19 protein-coding genes and 2 pseudogenes are annotated in these 19,786 nt (G+C 69.0%); 13 read left to right on the top strand and 8 right to left on the bottom strand.

The features are described from left to right. Positions 1 to 53: 53 nt before the first annotated feature. Complete coding sequence (locus AC1P0E_RS16045) at positions 54 to 1,337, top strand: ATP-grasp domain-containing protein (RefSeq protein WP_482742841.1); 1,284 nt, start codon at positions 54 to 56, stop codon at positions 1,335 to 1,337. 27 nt (positions 1,338 to 1,364) lie between these two features. Here the strand turns inward: AC1P0E_RS16045 and AC1P0E_RS16040 are convergent, their stop codons facing one another. Beyond that, a complete protein-coding gene (locus AC1P0E_RS16040) occupies positions 1,365 to 4,277 on the bottom strand; it encodes an AfsR/SARP family transcriptional regulator (protein WP_482742840.1) in 2,913 nt (970 codons plus the stop codon). A gap of 482 nt (positions 4,278 to 4,759) precedes the next feature. On the opposite strand from AC1P0E_RS16040, the gene AC1P0E_RS16035 reads away from it, so the two are divergent. Continuing rightward, positions 4,760 to 5,179 carry a hypothetical protein gene (locus AC1P0E_RS16035; protein WP_482742839.1) on the top strand — a complete coding sequence of 140 codons (420 nt, stop codon included), beginning with the start codon at positions 4,760 to 4,762 and terminating at the stop codon, positions 5,177 to 5,179. A gap of 19 nt (positions 5,180 to 5,198) precedes the next feature. On the opposite strand, the gene AC1P0E_RS16030 is transcribed toward AC1P0E_RS16035, so the two are convergent. Next, positions 5,199 to 5,861, bottom strand: coding sequence for a HalD/BesD family halogenase (locus tag AC1P0E_RS16030; RefSeq protein ID WP_482742838.1), 663 nt, complete (start codon positions 5,859 to 5,861; stop codon positions 5,199 to 5,201). A gap of 219 nt (positions 5,862 to 6,080) precedes the next feature. On the opposite strand from AC1P0E_RS16030, the gene AC1P0E_RS16025 reads away from it, so the two are divergent. Continuing rightward, entirely contained in the window at positions 6,081 to 6,503 is a 423-nt protein-coding gene (locus AC1P0E_RS16025) for an excalibur calcium-binding domain-containing protein (RefSeq protein WP_482742837.1), read from the top strand. A 496-nt stretch (positions 6,504 to 6,999) separates the two neighbouring features. Beyond that, positions 7,000 to 7,785: a PASTA domain-containing protein gene (locus tag AC1P0E_RS16020; protein ID WP_482742836.1), complete on the top strand. Its 786-nt coding sequence runs from the start codon at positions 7,000 to 7,002 to the stop codon at positions 7,783 to 7,785. Positions 7,786 to 7,800: 15 nt separating this feature from the next. Here the strand turns inward: AC1P0E_RS16020 and sigJ (AC1P0E_RS16015) are convergent, their stop codons facing one another. Further along, positions 7,801 to 8,844, bottom strand: coding sequence for an RNA polymerase sigma factor SigJ (gene sigJ, locus AC1P0E_RS16015; protein ID WP_482745774.1), 1,044 nt, complete (start codon positions 8,842 to 8,844; stop codon positions 7,801 to 7,803). Positions 8,845 to 9,015: 171 nt separating this feature from the next. On the opposite strand from sigJ (AC1P0E_RS16015), the gene AC1P0E_RS16010 reads away from it, so the two are divergent. Further along, complete coding sequence (locus tag AC1P0E_RS16010; protein WP_482742835.1) at positions 9,016 to 9,420, top strand: hypothetical protein; 405 nt, start codon at positions 9,016 to 9,018, stop codon at positions 9,418 to 9,420. Between the two features lie 158 nt (positions 9,421 to 9,578). After that, positions 9,579 to 10,025, top strand: a complete 447-nt coding sequence (locus tag AC1P0E_RS16005; RefSeq protein ID WP_482742834.1) for a hypothetical protein — start codon at positions 9,579 to 9,581, stop codon at positions 10,023 to 10,025. A gap of 408 nt (positions 10,026 to 10,433) precedes the next feature. On the opposite strand, the gene AC1P0E_RS16000 is transcribed toward AC1P0E_RS16005, so the two are convergent. Both AC1P0E_RS16000 and AC1P0E_RS15995 read right to left on the bottom strand, forming a co-directional pair. Beyond that, positions 10,434 to 10,736 carry a hypothetical protein gene (locus AC1P0E_RS16000; protein ID WP_482742833.1) on the bottom strand — a complete coding sequence of 101 codons (303 nt, stop codon included), beginning with the start codon at positions 10,734 to 10,736 and terminating at the stop codon, positions 10,434 to 10,436. Beyond that, entirely contained in the window at positions 10,726 to 11,115 is a 390-nt protein-coding gene (locus AC1P0E_RS15995; protein WP_482742832.1) for a hypothetical protein, read from the bottom strand. The genes AC1P0E_RS16000 and AC1P0E_RS15995 overlap by 11 nt, the downstream gene beginning before the upstream one ends. A 285-nt stretch (positions 11,116 to 11,400) precedes the next feature. Between AC1P0E_RS15995 and AC1P0E_RS15990 the strand changes: the two are divergent. Continuing rightward, positions 11,401 to 11,740: pseudogene (locus tag AC1P0E_RS15990) on the top strand (site-specific integrase); the annotation flags it as partial. 166 nt (positions 11,741 to 11,906) lie between these two features. Here the strand turns inward: AC1P0E_RS15990 and AC1P0E_RS15985 are convergent. The 3 genes from AC1P0E_RS15985 to AC1P0E_RS15975 form a co-directional block, all read right to left on the bottom strand. Continuing rightward, positions 11,907 to 13,109 (bottom strand): NAD(P)/FAD-dependent oxidoreductase, encoded by a 1,203-nt coding sequence (locus tag AC1P0E_RS15985; protein WP_482742831.1) that lies wholly within the window; start codon positions 13,107 to 13,109, stop codon positions 11,907 to 11,909. A 113-nt stretch (positions 13,110 to 13,222) separates the two neighbouring features. Next, complete coding sequence (sigJ, locus tag AC1P0E_RS15980; RefSeq protein ID WP_482742830.1) at positions 13,223 to 14,167, bottom strand: RNA polymerase sigma factor SigJ; 945 nt, start codon at positions 14,165 to 14,167, stop codon at positions 13,223 to 13,225. Between the two features lie 545 nt (positions 14,168 to 14,712). Beyond that, entirely contained in the window at positions 14,713 to 14,898 is a 186-nt protein-coding gene (locus AC1P0E_RS15975) for a hypothetical protein (RefSeq protein ID WP_482742829.1), read from the bottom strand. A gap of 764 nt (positions 14,899 to 15,662) precedes the next feature. Here AC1P0E_RS15975 and AC1P0E_RS15970 point away from each other — a divergent pair. The 6 genes and pseudogenes from AC1P0E_RS15970 to AC1P0E_RS15945 form a co-directional block, all read left to right on the top strand. Continuing rightward, the gene (locus tag AC1P0E_RS15970) at positions 15,663 to 16,013 is read left to right on the top strand and encodes an ANTAR domain-containing protein (RefSeq protein ID WP_482742828.1); all 351 of its coding nucleotides are present in this window, start codon (positions 15,663 to 15,665) and stop codon (positions 16,011 to 16,013) included. Positions 16,014 to 16,415: 402 nt separating this feature from the next. Continuing rightward, a complete protein-coding gene (locus AC1P0E_RS15965) occupies positions 16,416 to 16,808 on the top strand; it encodes an STAS domain-containing protein (protein ID WP_482742827.1) in 393 nt (130 codons plus the stop codon). Between the two features lie 57 nt (positions 16,809 to 16,865). After that, a complete protein-coding gene (locus AC1P0E_RS15960; protein WP_482742826.1) occupies positions 16,866 to 17,597 on the top strand; it encodes an ANTAR domain-containing protein in 732 nt (243 codons plus the stop codon). Between the two features lie 5 nt (positions 17,598 to 17,602). Next, positions 17,603 to 18,352, top strand: coding sequence for a GAF domain-containing protein (locus tag AC1P0E_RS15955; protein ID WP_454375137.1), 750 nt, complete (start codon positions 17,603 to 17,605; stop codon positions 18,350 to 18,352). Between the two features lie 66 nt (positions 18,353 to 18,418). After that, positions 18,419 to 18,553 carry a hypothetical protein gene (locus AC1P0E_RS15950; protein WP_482742825.1) on the top strand — a complete coding sequence of 45 codons (135 nt, stop codon included), beginning with the start codon at positions 18,419 to 18,421 and terminating at the stop codon, positions 18,551 to 18,553. A gap of 59 nt (positions 18,554 to 18,612) precedes the next feature. Continuing rightward, a pseudogene (locus AC1P0E_RS15945) lies at positions 18,613 to 19,523 on the top strand (YihY/virulence factor BrkB family protein); the annotation flags it as partial. Positions 19,524 to 19,786 lie beyond the last annotated feature (263 nt).

The following is a 19,786-nucleotide window of genomic DNA, read 5'->3' as shown; positions in this document are numbered from 1 at the left end:
CCCACCTGACGCACCTGACCCACTCACCCACTCACCCAGCGAAGAAGAAGCGCATGCCACAGCCTTCGCCCACGAGCACCACCCTGGTTATCGGTGGGGCCGCGCCGTCCACCGCCGGATACGGCTATGACCTCTCGCTGCGTGCCCTGCGTCAGCTGCGCGCCCGGTCCTCGCGGCTCGTGCTGACCGACCGTGCCGAGAACCTGGCTGCCGCCCCGGAGGCGGTCGCCCTCGCCGACGAGGTGCATGTTCTGGACTACGCCGATCCGGCGGACTGCGTCGCCTGGTCCTGGGCCTGGTCCCGGGGGCGACGATTCGACGCCGTGGTCGGCTTCCACGAGTACGCGATGGAGTCCGTCGCGGCGGTGGCCGAGGCGCTCGGCCTGCCCGGGAACCCGCTCGCCTCCGTACAACGTGTCCGGCTGAAGGACCGGTGCCGCGACTACCTGCGGCAGCACGGCTTCCGCCAGCCGACTCTGCGGCTGTGCACCGTCCCGGAGCAGGCCGTGGAGCTGCTGCGCGGCGAGGGACGCGTGGTGGTTAAGCCACGCGACAGTGCCAACGGCAAGGCCGCGAGCCTGGTTACGGATCCGGCCCGGCTGCCGGACGCCTTCCGGACCGCCGGCGCCGGCGCGGACCGTCCCGTCCTGGTGGAGACGTGGGTGGAGGGCGCGGAGTACAGCGTGGTGGGGATGTTCGTGGCCGGCCGGCCACGGATTCTGGCGGTGGCGCGCAAGCACCTGGCGCCCGCCGGTTTCGTGGAGACCGGTCACACGATGCCGTCCGGCCTGCCCCCGGAAGCGGAGACCGCGGTACGGGCCGAGGTGAGTGCCGCATTGCAGGTACTCGATCTGCGCGCCGGTCCCTTCCACGTGGAGTGCTGGACAGGGCCGCGCGGTGTGGTGCTCGGCGCGGTTCACGTACGGCAGGGCGGGGACTGGATCCACGCGATGCTCGAATGGTGCCACCCGGGCTTGGAGGTGTACGGCAGCTGGCTGGACGATCTGCTGGGCAAGACCGTGGCACTGCCGCCCGCCACCCGCGCCGCCGCTGTGCGGTTCCTGCTGCCGGAACCCGGGACGGTGCGCCAGGTCCGGGGCTGGGAAGGGCTGGCCGACCTGCCGGGGGTGCTGGCCGTCGAGTGCGCACTGGCGCCGGGGGACCGGGTGGAACCGGTGCGGAGCAACGGGGACCGCCGCGGCTCGGTGGTCGTCGGCGCGACCGACCCCGCCGAGGCGCGGCGGTGGGCGGATTCGCTTCTCGCCCGGATACGCGTCGAGGTCGTGCCGCTCCCGCTGCGACCCGGCGACTCGTCGGCGACGGCACCGATCCACTGAGCCCGGCCCCTGGCGTGCTTGCGGTGTTCACCCATCGGTGACGAGTGTGTCCTCCAGCCTCCCCAGGCTCTCCAGGCTGCGGATGCGGTCCTGCAGACCGGCGGCCTGCGGGAGGCCGAGTTCGTCGAGAATGCCCCGGGCCCGCTCCCAGTACTTCACCGCCGAGGCGGTGTCGCTGAGACTCTGGTGCAGCTCACCGCACCGGATCAGGGTCTGCGCCTGGTTGTGGCGGCTGCCGAGCCGGTCGAGCAAGGCGTCCAGTCCGATGGCCCGCAGGTAGCAGCGGCGTGCTTCGTCGAGGTCCCCGGAGCAGTGGTACGCCCAGGCCAGGCTGTCCCACGCATCCGCTTCACCATGGCGATCGCCCAGCTCCCGGTACAACTCCAGGGCCCGTTGCAGGACGGTAGTGGCGGTGGAGTGGTCGCCGAACTGGGTGCAGTACCACCCCAGGGCGTTGAGTGTGCTCGCCTCGCCGTCCCGGTCCCCGAGCGCGCGGAACAGCTCCAGAGCCCGCGCCGCGTGTTCCCGGCACTGCGCCTCCTGCTTCCGGCGTCCGCAGGAGCGTGCCAGCCGGAGCTGGACCCGCGCCTGACCGACCGTGTCCCCCAGCCGCTCGTACAGTTCGAGCGCGCGAGCCAGCTGGGGGGGCGTGGTGCGGCCCGGTTCGATCAGGTCGCCGGCCCAGCCGAGCTGAAGCTGGGCCAGTGCCTCACCGGGGATGTCAGCCCTGGTCACAGCGGCGGCTACCGCGCATCGTGCGGCGTACGCCCACTCCTGCCAGTGGCCCGAACGGCGCAGGAAGACCGCTGCTCGCTCGGCCAACAACCAGCTGTACTGCGGGAAACCGTCCTCCCCGGCGTGCGCGAGGTGCGCCAGTACGGCATGGTGCTCGGCCACGAACCAGTCCCGTGCCTCGGAGGCGTCGGTGAAATTCTCCTCGGGAACACCCGGCGGTTCCTCCGACGGCAGGGGGGCGCACCGGCCCACCTCCGCGGGGTCCGCGAGCGACGCGGCGCAGTGCAGTGAGCGGAGGAAGTACGCGAGGATCCGTTCCTGCGCCGCTGCCCGCTCCTGCTGTCCGCACGTGCCTGACGCCGTCTCCTCATGGGCCCGTTCCAGGGCGAAGTCCCTGATGATGTCGTGCATGGCGTAGCGCCCGGGTCCGTCCTGCGTCACCAGGTGGTGCCGGCAGAGTTCGGCCAGGGCCCGATGGGTGGGCACCTGCCCGAGACCGAGCAGGGCCGCTGCGGCCCGCAAGGTGATCCGGTCCCCGCGGTAGAGCCCGAGCGTACGGAACAGCCGTGCGCCGTTCTCGCTCAGATTCCGGTACGAGCCGGCCAGGGCGGTCCGCATGCTGGTCACGGCATCACCGGTCTCGAAACGGTCGAGCCGGTCCGGTACGGCCATGAAGTGACCGATCACCTCGCGCACGCTGAGCCGGGGCTGGGCGGCGGCGCTGGCCAGGAGGATGCGTGTGGTCAGCGGGATACGACCGGACATCTCGATCATGGTTGCGGCGGCCTCACCGGCGGCGGTGAACCGTTCCTGCCCCAGCACGCGCTCGCACAGCAGACGGGTCTCGTCCGCCGACAGCAGATCGAGCCGGATGCTCTGCCCGGCATCGCCGACCAGCAGTCCGGGCAGCTGCTGACGGCTGGTGATCAACGCCATCGAACCGTCTCCGGCCGGCAGCAGGGGGCGTACATGCTCCTCGTCCCGTGCGTTGTCCAGCACGAGCAGTACACGGCGGTCGGCCAGCACGCTGCGGTACAGGGCGCACTGCGCCTCGAACTCGGCCGGGATCCGCTCCTCGGGGACTTCGAAGGCGTCCAGGATCCGGCGCAGCGCCAGGGACGGAGCGAGGGGATCTCCGGAGGCGGCGAACCCGCGCAGATCGATGTAGAGCTGGCCTCCGGAGAACTGCGCGGCCATCCGATGGGCCCAGTGCACGGCGAGAGCGGTCTTCCCGATGCCTCCGATACCGACGAGTGCCACCACCGCGGCCCCCTGCCGTGTATCCCAGGCCTTCGCGAGCGCCTCGTCGATCAGACGGAGTTCAGCGGTACGCCCGGTGAAGTGGGAGGCGGCCACGGGGAGTTGGCGCGGCACGACCGGCCTGCGGGCACCTGCCGGAGGGCGGAGCGTCGTCGTACCGCCGCGGCCTGCGGAGGGGACGGTGCCGGCGAGTATTCGCTGCTGGCACTCCCGCATCTCCTCGCCGGGGTCAATACCGAGCTCGTCGGCCAGCCGTCGGCGAACGGTCTGGTAGACGGTCAGGGCCTCGCCGCGTCTTCCCCCGTGGTGCAGTGCCGTCATCAACTGCACGGCGAAGTGCTCCCGCAAGGGGTATCGGTCGCACGTGACCTGAAGGTCCCGCAATATCTCCTGGTGGGCGCCGAGTTCCAGCTGCGCGTCGTAGTGCAGCTTGAGCACATCGACCCGCAACTGTTCGATCGCGGGAAACTCCCGGTCGCGCAGCCGGAGCGACGGAATGTCCACGAGCGGCTCCCCCCGCCACAGGGCGAGCGCTCGCTCCATGTCACGCGCGGCGCTCGACCAGTCGGCCACACGGGCGGCTGCCTGCCCTGCCCGGTGCAGCCGAGCGCAGCGCGACAGATCGATTTCGTCAGGTTCTGTCTGGAACAGATATCCGCCAGGGCTGGTCAGCACTCGCGTCCCCAGCTTCGGACCGAGAATCTTGCGCAGACGCATGACATACGTACGCACGGCGGTGTGCGCGTTCTTCGGCGGTTCCTCGTCCCACAGGTCGTCCACCAGCTGGTCCTGGGAGACGACTTGGTTGGCGCGAAGTAACAGCGATGCGAGCAACGACCTTTGCTGTCCGGACGAGATCGCTACCGGATTCCCCCCATCACCCACGAGCAGCGGACCCAGCACTCCGGCTTCCATCTTCGCTCCGAGCTCCAGCTTGTCGATCAAGACTGATGAATCTAACAGAATCGAACTTCGGACAGTCGGCACGCAGTGACGAAGCGTAAACGCCCGCGGCGGGGCCGGGAAAGGGAAGGCTGCTCACGCGTTCCCGCAGCAGAAGGGCCGGCCGGCCCGGAGCCCGGCCTCGCGCGTACGGCCGCCCGGGCCGGCCGGGGCTCGGGGGCGAGGCAGCCGCTGGTCAGCCCGCTGGTGCTGACCGGTGCGACCACCAATTGCCCTGCGTACCGCCCCATCGGGCGCAGAACACCAGGCAACCGGACCTTTGGCACAAGCAGCCTTCGGCCCCTCGGCCTGCCGTGACGCGGGCCACAGAAGACATCTCGTCATGCGAGATGAAGCACCACCGAAGTCAACATCAAGGAGCACCTTCCGCCGCTCTCCGGCGACTGCCCTCCGGTTGAAGTACTCGGGTAAAGGTAGGTACTTGCGCTCTGGCCGTTCATGGGGCGAGCCGGAACGCTCGGTCCATGCGACAACGACTACTGAAACCCGCTCTCCAGCTGTTGCTGATCCTCGTGCTGGCTGTGGTGACGTCGGCGGCGTGGGCTGCCTGGCTGGGCTGGGATCAGCACCGTGACGTACAACCTGACGGCACGACGACCGGTCCGTACGAGGCGTGGCAGGTGATCGGGCTGGTGCTGACTCTCCTGGCGCCGGTGTACTGGGCGGCATCCCGGCGCTACATCGCAGGCGCTGTGCTCGGCATCACGGCCGGCTTGACCGTTGCCGCCTATTACGACTGGTCGGACGACGCGAGCGGCCTCTTCATGGTCGGCGTGGGGACGGTCATGGTGGGAAGCCTCCTCATGACCGCCGCCGTTTCCGCCGTGATCGCCTCTGTGACCCGAGCCGGACGACGGGGCGGCTCGAGAGGGGCCGGATCATGACGGCGCCTTGGCCGGGGAGTCAGTACAGCTGTGACGCCGAGGGCGTGGTGGGCTGTTGCCGGTCGGGCGTGGTGTAGGCGAGATTGAGGACCGTGCGGCGCAGACCGGAGCGCTTCAGCGGGGTGACGCGGTGGGCGGTGGTGTCGCTGCGCAGCAGATAGCCGTCACCGGAGCGGTGGTGTGCCCGGCGGGCGCCGGTGTCCAGGTCGCGCAGGCCGCCGGCGCGAGGGGCGTACTCCAGCAGCCCGCCGTCGCCGGGGTCGTCCGGCGCTTCGGTGAACAGCACCAGGGCCAGCGGGTAGTCGTCGGTGTGCGCGCCGTGGGTGTCCCCTCGCTGGTGAAGGACGTTGATCACGTGTCGTTCGAGCGGGTCGCGCACCGGGGCGGCGTGGACGGCCGCGATCCGCCCGAGCAGGACCAACAGGGTCTCGTCGCGGTACAGCTGCGTGATCACCTCGGACTCCCTGGCGATGATGTGGCCGCCGAGGGTGGTCATGTGGCGGGGCGAGTGGTCCATGCACTCCATGGTGAAGTCCCGCCGCACAGCGAGTTTTTCCAGCCGCCGAACCTCGCCGTCGAGGACCGGCAGCGCTTGAGAGGAGACCAGCCCGGGCAAGGGGAGGTAACCGTCGGCCGCGAAACGGTCGTGCAGGTCGCTGGTGAACGGGGGTAGGGAAAGCACGGACTGGCCCTACCCGGGAACGCGCGAGACGAAGCCGCTCCACGCGTCGGCATAGGAACAAAATCCCCATCCCCCAAGCAGGCGCCCGCTGCCCCATTCGGCGCTACGGTGTCCCTTCACAGAATCTGCACAGGGGGGACCTTGAGCAACCCGTACACGAGCAGCCCGCCGCCCGCTCCTCAGCAGCCCGCCGCTGGGAGACACCGGCCGCTGTCGAAGATGAAACGCACCTACGTCGGCGGAGTGCTGATCATGCTGGTCGGCTTCGGGTGTGGCACTGCTGCCGGCGGGTCGGAGGGCGCCCAATCGGCGGCAGCGGCCGCGGAGTCGAGCCCGGCCCCGGCCGTCACCGAGACGGTCACCGCTGTGCCAACCGCCACGGCCACAGCCACCGTCACCGCGACGCCCGCGCCCAAGGCGGCGGTCACCAAGCCGGGCCCGACTGTGACCGTCACCGAGACGGAGACCGCCGACGCCAACGACTATGGCAGCGAAGAGAGCGACGACAGCAGCTCGGATGTCTACTACGAGAACTGCGCCGCCGCCCGCGCCGCCGGTGCCGCGCCCGTCCACCGGGGCGAGCCTGGCTATGGCAGCCACTTGGACCGCGACAACGACGGCACGGGCTGCGACTGGGGCTGACGCGCGAACGCGTGCTCCGAGTAGTGGGCGGGCGGCAGCCACAACCTGCGTAAGGATGACGCCGAGTGCGGCCGAGACAAGGACTGCAACACCCGCGGCGCCGATCGGTCGGGCGGCGCGCAGGGGCAGGGCGTCGATGGCTCTGGACGGTCACCATGCCCCGACACCGGCAGAGGGGATGTCACTGGGCCCTCGACGAGATTCTGCCGCCCACGCCGACCCTGCCCGGACAACGCACCGGCACCCGTCGCTTCGAGCTGGAGTGGGGCGCCACACGCCGGGATGCGGAGCGCACGGTCAGCTTCGCCGAAACCACCGCGAAGGAGGGCGACCGGATGAGGTTCGGCTTGTGGAGCCTTGCTCCCTCGTGACTTGTGGACCAGCGACCTTTCCCCACACTTACGTCACAGGTTCATCACTTCCGGAGGATCTGCCTCCTCTGGTTCCCGACCGGGCCGTTACGGTCATGTCTCCATGAACCACCCTCGGGGGACAAATGAGTTGGAACAACCAGACCCAGCCGCAGTGGGGCCAGCCTCCAGTACAGCCACCGAAACCGCCAGGAGCACAGCCCGGATGGGCGCGGAAGCGAGTCGTCATTCCGTCTGCGGTCGGCCTGTTCTTCATCGGCGTCATCATCGGTAGCGCCGGAAGCGGCGGCGGCGCGGAAGCCACCAGAAGCACGGCACCTGCACCCGAAGTGACGGTCACCGTCACGGCTGAGCCCAAGCAGGCCGGTACATCCGACGACAAGCCGGCTGAGCCGAAGGCGAAGGCGAAGCCCACCGCCGAGGACACTGGCAAGGAGGTGCCCGTACCGAACTTCGTCGGCATGGGGCTTCAGTCTGCGCAGGACACCGCTCAGACCAAGGGCTTCTACGGCCTGTCGTCGCACGACAGCTTGGGCCGAGGCCGGATGCAAGCCCTCGATCGGAACTGGAAAGTCTGCTCGCAGAACATCAAGGCAGGCAAGACCGTGCCCACGGAAACCAAGCTGGACTTCGGTGCGGTGAAGATCGAAGAGGACTGCCCCGCCAAGGACGAGGAGCCGCTGGAAGCGGCAGGCGGCAAGATGCCGAACCTCGTCGGCAAGTCGGTGAAGGCCGCTCGCGGAGCCCTCGACTCGGGTACGTCGATCACTGTGACGGACGCTGCCGAGGGCCGCATGGTGCTGGTGGAGAGCAACTGGAAGGTGTGCGCCCAGACGCCCAGCCCAGAAGCAGAGTTGAAGGGGCAGCCGGTCGAGATCACCGCGGTGAAGTTCGAGGAGAACTGCCCGTAGCGCTCCCGCGGGACCTCAACGGGATTCTGTATCGGGTGCGGACCCGGGTCCGGTGGCGTGACCCTCCTCTCCAAGGGCCCGCGAACGGCGCGCATGCGCCACTTGGGGAACGCGGAGGGCCTCCGTCCACGGACGGAGTTTCTCCGGGTTGCGGACCGCCCAGATGCGACTGACGCGGCCGTCGGCGAGGCCGAACGCCGCCACGGTCACGGTGACGCCGGCGTGCTGGGCGACCAGACCGGGCCGGCCGTTGACCGTCCGCTCCAGGAGCGTCAGCCCAGGGGCTTTGCCGGCGATGTGGATCAGGTACTGGGCGATGCGCTCGCTGCCCTCGACCGGGCGGAGGACGGTGCCCACCAGGCCGCCGCCGTCAGCGATCATCGTGGCGTCGGGGCCGAGTAGTCCGACGAGGGCCTCGATGTCTTTGGCCTCCCACGCCTCTTTGAATCGCCGCACCAGACCGGCCTGCCCGGCCGTCGGAACCGCCGGAACCTGCGCGGCGCCAATACGTCGACGGGCCGAGGACGCCAGCTGCCGACAGGCCGCGGGCGTCCGGCCGACGATCTCGGCGATCTCGGCGAAGGGGTACCGGAAGACGTCGTGCAGGATGAACGCCACGCGTTCGGCCGGCGTCATCGACTCCAGTACGACGAGGAAGGCCATGTGCACCGACTCGTCCAGGGTGACCTGGTCGGCGGGGTCGGCCGGCTCGCCCCTGCCGCCGCCCGCCCGTCCGCCGAGCCACTCCGTACGGTCGGGCAGCGGCTCGGGTATCCATTCGCCGACGTATCGCTCGCGCCGGACCCGCGCCGAGCCGAGCACGTCCAGGCAGATGCGGCCGGCCACCGTCGTCAGCCAGGCGCCGGGCGACTCGATGGCCTCCTGCTGTTGCCGCGACAGCGCGTACCAGCGGGCGTAGGTCTCCTGGACGGCGTCCTCGGCCTCGGACAGCGAACCGAGCAGCCGGTAGGCGACATTGATCAGCCGGCGTCGCTCACCGACGATCGCGCTCAGGCCCCGCTCGGACCGGTCGTGCCCTGGTTCGGACGGTGTGCCCACGGTCGTGACCGCTCCCTGGTCCTTCTCGTCCGCTGCTGCTCTCGGCACTTCGACGTAACACCGCCCCGGACTGTGACGTCCGTGCTTCGCCTCACATTTCGCGGGCCCACGTCGTCGGACCACCGAGACACTACCGATCCACCGCCGCGAAACAGAAGAGGGGACCGCGCCATGGTCACACAGACGACGGTAGAACACCGCAGCGTCACGTTCCTGCAGGTCGCGATCGCCCTGCAGACCTTGTGCCTTTTCTTCCAGGCGGTCACCGCCGGGATGCTGTTGTCCTCGTCCCACGGCGCAGTGCTGCACGACGCCGGATCGCGCGTGATGTACGGCGCGTCGATGTTGTACGTGCTCGCCGCGATCCTGGCGTGGCGGCCGGGCGGCGGGTCGCCCCGCCCCGTCCTGTACGCGTCCGGCTTCCTCGTACTCGCTTCGATGCAGGTGGTGCTCGGCATCGCACACATGCCGTCGCTGCATGTCCCCCTGGGCAACGTGATGTTCGGCCTGAGCGTGCTGGCGCTGGGCCAGATGCTGTTTACCCGCTTGTCGAAGCGCTCAGACACCCGGCCGTAGCCACCGCGCGTGGACCTCGATGGCCTGGGGCTTCTGTTTGGAGCGGGTGACGAGAACCAAACTCGCCCTCTGAGCTCGGGAATCACCCGGCCCGCTCCGAATGGCACGTAGTGGCACGCAGTGCTCGGAGGGGCGCCGCGTGGGGAGGCCGATGCTCCGTGGCAGAGAACCAGTTCTACGTCCTCGAAGACGACGGCCTCTACTACTTGAAGAACCGAACCGTCGAAGCGGCCCTCAACAATGGCCTGCCCGCCGGGGGAAAGAACCACCTGTTCGTCTGCGCGGGGATCAGCGCCGGAACCGCGATGGTCTCCTTCGACCTCCCACCCACGCCCCTTGACCGGGACCAGTCCCAGCAGTGGGAAGACGCCATCGAGCTGGACTACACCTCCACCCTTCGCATCGCCCACCCGCCCGCCTGCATGGGCCCCGACGAGGACAGCGACGACATGGACGCCTACGAGGTAACCCTTGCCTTCAACGGCCTCGGCACCTACCGAGTGCGCCTCCATGCCCGCGGCCGGCACGTCGACCCCGACGGCGTCCAGGAAAACGACGAGCCCATCGCCGAGTACTACCTGATCCAGGTCTGGCCCACATCCTGAAGTCCGTAACGGGCGGCGCCCCCTGACACAGAGGCGACAACCACCGAGCCTGCCTCGTTACGGGCCGAGGATGTCGAAGGACTGTCAGTGCGGACCGGTTGCGTCGGATCTGTCCAGTCCAGCAGCGTTCGTACCGGCGGTCGTCGAAGGGGTTCTCGAGCGGATCACGTACGCCAACCGCGTGGCGGCGGATATCTCCTCACGGTGGTCGGCTCGCTGCTCGGCGCGCAGCCGGGAGACTCGCTGCGCGAGAGGCGACACGTCTGTCCCGGCCGATCACAACAGCGTCCACACTGCCGACTGACTCGCGCGGAGCGTCGGGCTGACAGCCGGAGTCGCCCTGGTCATGAGGAAAGCCCCGGTTATCCGCCTGCGCGGATAGCCGGGGCTTCTTGCTCAACCGCGGTTCTACCGTGTGTCCAGTTCCTTGATCAGTGCTGAGGAGAAGATGGTTCCGGCTAGCCAGGCGTCCTTGTCCGGTCCCTGTTCCGGGATGATCAGACGCCTTCGGACGCATGGCTCTTGCTGGTCCGGTAGCTGGACTTCGGCTGCGGCCCAGACGCCGTCCTCATTGTCGAAGAATGAGAGTGCAGTGAGCGTCGCGCCGTGCTCGGCGAGTTCGGAGGGCAAGCTGCCGGCTACCTCGGAGCGGAACTCTTCGATGTACTGCTGGTACATGGCGACCGTTGGCACGTTGTCCTTAGCATCCACAGTCGTAATAGTAGGCCGTGATGATGCCTACGGGCCGGTGGTCTTTGGACTTGGAGTCCACGCGCTCGGTGAACACAACCTTCATCGCGCCGGCTCGGGTGTTGGAGAAGGTGTTGCTCTTCAACGTGCAGTTCGTTTTGCTGCCGTTGGGTACGCACTTGCCGCGATCCAGCGTCTTGTCGATGTCCTTCTTCATGTTGGTCCAGCTCGAAATCTCATCCCCGTGCCCGGACTCGATGTGCCGCTTGCCGAAGCCGTCGATGCTTCCGGCGTCCTTCTGCCCCACGCGGAGCGGGAGATCTTCGCCATCCGGACCGAAGTGAGTGGAGTACACCTTCCAGTCGATCGGGTTCGGGTTCGCCGCCGCCTGGGCCGGCACGGCAGCCGCTCCGAAGAGGCACAAGGCGGCCACGGTAGCTGCCGTGGTGGTGCGACGCCGCAAGAGAGTACGCATGAGTTCCCCGAGATTCATTGATGACGCTGCCCGGTTGGTCTGTGGTCGATGGGCACTTAACCCCATCGTTGTAATGCTCTTGAGTGATCGTCAAGCGGCTCCGTGTGCGCATCGAGTGCCTTTTGTGCGCCCAATTTGGGGGCGTGTTTCGGGGGTGGCGGACGGGAGTGACTTTGGCCGGTGTCCTGTTTGGATTGGGGGGGCGAGTGAGCCGTCGGTGTCCGTTGGCGGCTGATGGTCTACCTCGGGCGTACGGCCCGATGCGCCTGGAGGAGCAGGCCGAGTTGAGGCGCAAGGACGTGGACTTGGACGCCATGACGATTCGGGTCAGGAAGGCCGCACCGGAGCTGAACACCGGAAGCGTGCCGAGTACAACACGAAGTCGGAAGCGGGCAAGCGGTACATGGTCCTACCGGATTTCCTTCACGGGGGCCTACGTCGGCATCTCGACTGGTTCGCGGAGAAGGGCCCGAACGGTCTCCTCTTCGTGGGAGAGAAAGGCGCGTCCTTCCGGCGGACTTCCTTCGGGCGGAAGCGGCGGAAGGCTCGCGCTTTCTCGCCGCCTCGTCGGCTCCCTTGTTGTCCGCTGTTCACCGCCTCTGCTGGCATGCTGTGGCACGCCCTTCTCGGCGGAGGGACCATAGGGAAACGGGACCAGATCACCTGCGATGCAGCGCACCACGTCTGCCGATAGCCGCAGTTCGACCGTGGCGGGGTCAGGCTGCGGCCTCCGCCCGTGCGCGGCTCCGAGTCTCCTGCCGTACGACACGCCGGTGCCGGGACGGCATGCCGGCTGTCGGGTTGGCGACGCCCCACACCGCGCTCTTGCAGATCAGTTCCTTGTAGAGGGCGGCCACGCGGCCCGTCAGGGCGCTGTCGACTGCTCGGTCGTCGGCGGTGACGAACTGGATCAGCCCCTCCTTGCGGCCGAGGGAGATGCACTGCTGGAAGTAACGGATGGAGACGCGGGGGACCTTGGTGCCGGCGAGACGGGCGGCGATGGCGTCGGCGGCCTGCCAGGCCATGGGGACACCCGAGGCGCAGGACATGCGCAGGGGCTTGTCGCCCGGGCCGGTCGCCATCGCCGCGTCGCCCACGGCGTACACGTCCGGGTGGGAGACCGAGCGCATCGTGGTGTCGACCACGATCTGGCCCCGGTCGGTGAGCTCCAGGGCGGTGGCCCGGGCGATCGGGTGGACGGCGAAGCCGGTGGTCCAGATTGTGGCCTCGGCGGGGATGGTCCGGCCGCCGGCGGTCGTCACGCCGTCCGCCTCCACGGCGTTGACCGCAGTGTGTTCGTGGACTGTGATGCCGAGTTTGTTCACCACCTTCCGCAGGTGGGAGCGGCCCTTCTCCGAGAGCCAGTCGCCGAGGGCGCCGTGGGCGGCCAGGGCGACGTCGAGGTCCGGGCGGGCCTCGGCGATCTCGGTCGCGGCCTCCAGGCCGGTCAGGCCGCCGCCGACCACGACCACGGGCCGGCCGGCGTCCAGGGTGGCCAGGCGATCGCGGAGGCGGAGGGCGCCGGGACGGCTGGAGATCTCGTGGGCGTGTACGGCGGTGCCGGGGACGCCCCCGTCGTTCCAGCCGCTGCCGAGGGCGTAGACCAGAGTGTCGTACTCCAGTTCCTCCCGCTCGGGGGTGTTCACGGTGGCGACCGTCACCGTCTTGCGGTCGACGTCCACGGCGGTGACCTTCGCGAGCTTCAGCTCCACGCCCGTGCCCGCGAACATCTCGCCGAACGGGCGGGGCCTGAGGTCCTGGCCGGCCGCGAGCTGGTGCAGCCGGACGCGCTCGACGAAGTCGGGCTCGGGGTTGACGAGGGTGATGGTGGCGTCCTCGCGGTGCAGCCGCTTGGCGAGGCGGCCGGCGGCGACGGCTCCGGTGTAGCCGGCTCCGAGGACGACGATGCGGTGCTGCATGTCCGTGCTCCTGTCTGGGCGGGGGCTGCCGTTGTCCGGCGTGGTTTCGCCCCTTGAACCGGACAGCCCCCCGTTCCCTGACAGGATCGGAGTGTGACCTGCGTCATATCCCTTCAGAGGGTGTGGAGCGGGGCCTCCCCGTGGTCCGCAGCGGCCCACTGCTCGGTCGCGCGGACGAGCTTGTCGGGGTTGACCTGGCTGCGGACGGCGGCGATGCCCTCCGCGGTTACGTCCAGGCAGGTGATGCCGACGACCCGGCCGTCCACGACCGCCACGATGGCGGGCCCGCCGTTTGCGGTGGTGGCGTAGATCTCGGGCGCGCCGCCGACATGGGCCCGCTTGGCCGCGCTGGGCTTGAACAGGCCGCGCAGGAACGTGGCGACCGCGAGCGCGCCCTCGAACGCCTTCGCGCGGGCCGGGACCTTCCCGCCGCCGTCGCCCACCGAGACGGCGTCCTGGGTGAGCAGGCGTACGAGGGGTTCGGTACGGCCACTGGTCGCCGCGGCCAGGAACTCCTCGACGATTCTCCGGGCGGCGACCTCGTCGATCTCGGTGCGTGCCTTGCCGTCCGCGATGTGCTTCTTGGCCCGGTGGTAGATCTGCTGGCCGGCGGCCTCGGTGATCTCCAGGATCTCGGCGATCTCCCGGTGCGGGTAGGCGAAGGCCTCGCGCAGCACGTACACCGCCCGCTCGTTGGGCGACAACCGCTCCAGCAGGGCGAGGACGGCGTACGACACCGACTCGCGCTGCTCGGCGGTGTCGGCCGGACCGAGCATCGGGTCCCCGGCGAGCAGCGGCTCGGGTAGCCACCTCCCCACGTACGTCTCGCGCCGGGCACGTGCCGAAGTGAGCATATTCAGGCACCAGTTGGTGAGGACCTTCGTCAGCCAGGCCTCAGGCACCGCGATCCGCTCGACGTCGGCTGCCTGCCAGCGCAGGAACGTCTCCTGCACGGCATCCTCCGCCTCACTCGCCGAGCCGAGCAGCCGGTAGGCAATGGCCTCCAGCCGGGGCCTGGCAGTCTCGAACCGGTCCACGTCACTCATGATCAGGGCCATGCTCGCGATCCTAAGCGCCCCCGGGTGGAGCGGCACGGAGACAGCGCTCTCCGGTGAGCAGCGAGGACTACGCGACGAAGGCGCCTGGAGAGGTTCGCGCAACGAACAAGGCCCGGGTCGATGACCTGGGCCTTATTGCAAGAGCGGGTGACGAGAATCGAACTCGCGCTCTGAGCTTGGGAATCAACCAGCCTTTGAGTTGCTGCCGCAGCGCTGACCAGGTGAAACGCCCGAGATGGCATCGTCTCGGGGCGGTGCGCAGATGCCCGTGGTTTACCGCTTCGAATGGCACGTAGTGGCACGGCGACGGCTTCCGCTCGGTCGGACCAGCTCGGCGAGTAGTTGCAGCGGTGCAGGCTCGCTCGCGAGGGTGGGGGCCGATCATGGTTTGCGGGAGCACTTTGCGGAGGTTGGGCCAGCCAAGGCGAGGGGCAGGCTGCGGTCGGATCCTGGCACCACGCAGTGCTTCGGGACGGCCGCGGAGCGAGGCTTGGTGTCGTGGGCCGCGGCGAGAACGGTGGCGGCCAGGGGGAGCCAGAGACTGGTCACGCCGGTGAGTCCTTGTGGAGGCTGGGCTGCGCGTCGAGCTCACCGCGCAGGGCGTCGACTTCCTTGCGAAGGCGGCGGAGTTCCTGCTCCTGCTCCTGCTCGGCAGTGGGGGCCGTGTGCGGCGGCTGGGCGGTGGACGAGGGGCGGTTGGAGCGCATCATGAACCAGATCATCAGTCCCATGCCGACGGGGCAGGCGAGTACGGGGAGTACGTAGAGCAGCTGGCATGGGTGAACTGCACTGGGCCGACGCAACGCGCTCTTGCGGCACTGGCTCGATTCGGCCGCAGCGATCGACGGGCCTGATGGCATCGAGGGCGAAATCGGCGACTCGATTGGTGACGAGGCAGGTCCGGCACCGGCGCAAGGTGTGCTCCCGATGGAGCGCCGTGGCTTTTCGATGCTACCGGGGGGCGACGCCCGGGGGCTGTGCCGCGCACGGCAGTCGTCGCCGCATTTCCTGATGAGACGTCAAGTCGTCATCCAGGCAAGGTGGTTCGGGCCGGCTTGGGGCGCTATCCGCAACCCTTGGTCAGGACTATGCTGTTGAGTGAGGCCCCGGTCCCCGGCAGCGATGTCTTGTTGCGCTCCGGGAAGGGTCGCCGTGTTCGTCTTGCTTCTCATCCTCATCGTGGTCCTGCTCGGACTCGGATTCCTCAGCCCCGTCTGGTGGGTGGCCGCAGCCGTTCTCATCTTCGGTCTCGTGCACTACGGCCGCGGTGGCGCCAGGAGCGGGGCCCGTGGCGGCGATTCCGATTACCGGGATTATCGGGATTACAGGGACCGTCAGGACCGCTGGGACCGCCGGTACAGGCGGCAGCGCCGGGGCGGCCGGAATCGCCGGGACAGCGAATATCACAGGTGACCGATGGGGCGGACTGGCATCCAGGCGTGCCAACGGCCTTCGCCCAGGCCGGACGCGCTGACTGCGCTGCGAGGTACACACCATGCGTCAGACGATCACGATTCATGAAGCACAGCGGGCTGTGACGACTGTGGGCGTGGTGGCAGACGCCGCTCTGGTCGCGGAAATTCTTGCACTGCGTGCCGAGAACAAGCAGTTGGGGCAGGCGCTGGTCAGCCACGCGGTGATCGACCAGGCGCGCGGGATGGTGATGGCCCTGGTGTCCTGTTCCAGTGAGGGGGCCTGGAATCTCCTGGTGGACGTATCGCAGCACTGCAACGTCAAACTCAGGGACGTAGCTGCGGCCCTGGTCGCCACCACGGAGGGCAAGAAGCTCCCGCAGGAGATGCAACACGAGTGGCGTCGTGCGTTGCGACGCCTTCGTGCGGCGTAGTGGCGGTGACTGCTCGCGCGTCCACGGGTGGCACCGGTCGGCGTGTGAGCCGGTAGGGCCGTACGCCGGAGAGGGGCCGCAAGGTCGCTGGAAGGCGGTGACCGAGGAACGGCTGCCGGGGGGTGGGCGCGAGGGCTATGCTGCGATGGACGTCCCAGACCCCGGCGTGGCCCAATGCTGTTGTCGTGCTGGTGCCTGTGGGGAGTGGACAGGACGTCTGGATCACCACAGGCCCACCTTCGAGGCGAAGCCGGTCGGGTTCACGGCCCTGCAACAGGGTTGCCATCCGTCGCTCTTGCCTGACCTGTAAAGGCGTCCGACCACGCGGAATACGTGCCAGGTGTGGCCGAAATTCCAGGCCCGCCCAGCGCTGCACCAGGTGGTCATAAGAACTGAGGCACTATGCCTGTTCTCTCAAGCTTGAACATCCACCGGCGCGACCGGGGAAGCCACGCGACCATCACCCTGGCGGGTGAACTCGACCTGGAGACAGCACAGTCCGTGCGCGTGGTGATCGAAGACTGCCTGGGGGACGGAATCCGTACGGTCGACATCGATCTGACGCTCCTCACCTTCTGCGATGTCAGCGGCCTCAATGCCTTCCTGGTCGCATCTCGGCTCACCACCACGGCCGGGGGGTCGCTGTGTCTGCGCCACCCGAGTCCGCTGCTGACCCGCCTCCTGGATCTGACCGCCACCGGTTTCCTTCTTTACGACCGGCCCCAGGTCCCCGCGCCGCGCGTCGCTGTCACGGACGACGTGGCGGGCGCGTGTCCCACGTTGTTGGCCTCGTGACCGGGCCCGAGAGCATGGCCATGGCCCGCCCGGCGGCACGGGGCGAGGTGGTGGTGGGTGATCAGTGACCGCATGGTCGGGGTTCTGCGTCTGCTGCAGTCCGACGACGGCTCCGGCCAGGTCGCCGATGTCACCGCGGCCGGCGCCGCCGCGCTGGGCGTGGACGGCCTCGCGGTCTCCCTGGTCACCGAGGGCGACCTCACCGAGCTCCTGTGGTGCTCGGACGCCGCGACGCGCCGCTTCGAGGACCTTCAGCTCACCCTCGGAGAGGGCCCCGGGCCTGACGCGGCCCGTACCGGCGCGATGGTGTGGGTGCCCGACCTGGCCGGCGTTCGCTTTGCGCGCTGGCCCGCGCTGGCCATGGAGGCCCCCGGCCTGCCGGCCCGGGCGGTCTTCTGCTTCCCGATGGGGATCGGCGCGATCCGCACAGGTGTCCTGACCGCCGTACGCCGCACCCCGGGCCCGCTGACCGCAGAGCAGGCCGACGACGCGTTGATCCTGGCCGACGCGCTTACCGCCCGGTGCCTGGGCAGTGGCGAGCCTCGCGTGGACGGGCCGTCCCCCGCCGGCCCCCCGCGCACCCTGCAGCACGCCGTGATCCACCAGGCGACGGGCATGGTCAGCGTCCAACTCTCCCTGCCCCTGCCCCAAGCCCTGCTCCGGCTGCGCGCGCATGCCTACAGCAGTGGGCGTTCCATCACCGACATCTCCCAGGACGTGGTGGACCGGCGGCTCCGCCTGGACCACAACGGCAACGGCACGCCCCCGACCGTCGTAGACAAGGACTGATCGACATGCCCCGCGAACAACGGCTCACCGAGGTCTTCGTGGAAGTCGCCGACTCCCTGACCGACGACTTCGACCTCATCGACTTTCTCCAGCAGCTCTCGGTGCGCTGCATGGAACTGCTGGACGTGGCGGCGGTCGGCATCCTGCTGGCCGACCAGCACGACACCCTGCAGACCATCGCCGCCTCCGACGAACACACCCGGCTGCTGGAGCTCTTCGCCCTGCAGCACGACCAAGGCCCCTGCGTGGAGTGCTACAAGAGCGGCCAGGCCCGCACCAACATCAACCTCACCGATCCGAAAGCCACGGAGAGCTGGCCGCAGTTCGCCACCCGCGCCCACGAGACCGGGTTCGTGGCCACCAACGCCCTTCCGCTGCGGCTACGCGGCCGTGTGATCGGCGCGCTCTCCCTGTTCCAGACCGACCCCGACCCCCTCGGTGATCAGGACATCACCCTCGCCCAGGCCCTGGCAGACATCGCGACCATCGCCATCCTGCAGCAGCGCACCCTGGACCACAGCCACATCGAGCGTGCCCAACTCCAGTACGCCCTCACCAGCCGCATCGTCCTGGAACAGGTCAAGGGCATCCTCGCGGAACGCTGGCAGATCTCGCTGGACGATGCGTTCACCGCCTTCCGTTCGTACGCCCGCGCCCACCAACGTCAGCTCGCACAGCTCGCTCGCGAGATTGCCGACGGCGACTTCGACACCACCCTGATCCCCCACCCGGCCACCGCATCCCCGCGGCGCTGAGCGGCGCGTCATGTGCGCGCTTCGTTGCAACGGCATGACGGATGCGAGCACTCGTACGACGAGCTTGTGGTTAACCATCCGCGGAACGGCCTGCTGAATTCCGACGACGAGTGGCAGCAGGAGGTCGCCGAGGGCATCGACACGAGGGTACGGGCCGCCCGCCAGAAGGCCACCGAGCAACGGCTCGCGCGGGCGGCCTGACCACCGCGGGCGGGGGCGACACGGCGGAATGGCTGACCAGGTTGCCCGGGATTGGGCCCATGATTGCGCGGCTGATGCGTGCACACGCATGGCGCGCGTACGAGCGGCTGGCCACGGTCCACTGGGCCCGGCTCGCCGCCGCCGTCACCTTCACCAGTTTCGTCGCACTCTTTCCGCTGATCACCGTGGGTGCGGCGATCAGCGCCAAGCTGCTGAGCGAGGAGCAGCTCGGGAAACTCCAGGACAAGATCGCCGACCAGGCGCCGGGGCTTTCCGACCTGCTGGACCTGGACCGTCTCGTCGCGCACGCCGGGGCCGTCGGGCTCATCGCCGGCGCGCTGCTGCTCGTGATCGGCATCAACTGGGTCAGCGCCCTGCGCGGGTGCCTGCGTGCGGTGTGGGAGAAGAGCAGGACCCTGGAAATCCGATCCTGCTCAGGATCAAGGACACCGGGGTGCCGGTCGGTCTTGGCGTGGTCGGGCTGGTCGCGCTCGGCAGTTCGGTGTTCGCGAACAGCGCGGTTGGCTGGGCCGCCGACAGGGTCGGGATCGAGGGCGGGGCGGGACGGGCGCTGCTGTTCTTCGCGGGTCTGGCCATCGCCCTGCTCGTCGATTTCCTGCTGCTGGTCTACGTGCTCACCCGGCTGGTGCGCGTGCATCCCGGTCGGCGCGCGGTCGTGGTGGCCGGTCTGATCGGAGCGGTGGGCTTCGAGCTGCTCAAGCTGTTGCTGACCGGCTATCTGCAGGGCGTCGCGGGGAAGAGCATGTACGGCGCCTTCGCTGTGCCGGTCGCCGTCGTTCTGTGGATCAACCTTATGGCCAGGCTGCTGCTGTACTGCGCGGCCTGGACGGCGACGGCGGCGGGGCCTGAGGTGCAGTCCAGCGAAGCAGCCGCAGACAAGGGCCCGGGTCCCGGGACCGAACCCGCAGCGAGCGACACACCCCGGCGGGGTGCGGATCGACGTGGGCCAGGTCAGCCCAGCACCCCGGACGGGGGCGTCTCGGACCTTGGCCGCCTCCTCGCCTCGGGTCTCCTGGACGCATTCGCCCATGCATTTCTTGACCTGCCGATATCCAGTGCATGACGCATCGCGGTCGAGGCGCCTGAGTACCCTCCTTGGCCGCTGTTGCCGCACTGAGGGGCACAGATGGCGCAACGCTGCAGGGCGCCCCCTTGGCAGTCCCCGCGACGCCCGTCCAAAGCGCGGAGACCCGGCAGTCCGCCATGAGCGGC

The sequence above is a fragment of the Streptomyces sp. TRD_SC_5 genome, assembly GCF_056836825.1.
Note: the sequence above shows the minus strand (reverse complement) of the source record. Positions and strands in the feature narration are given on the sequence as shown.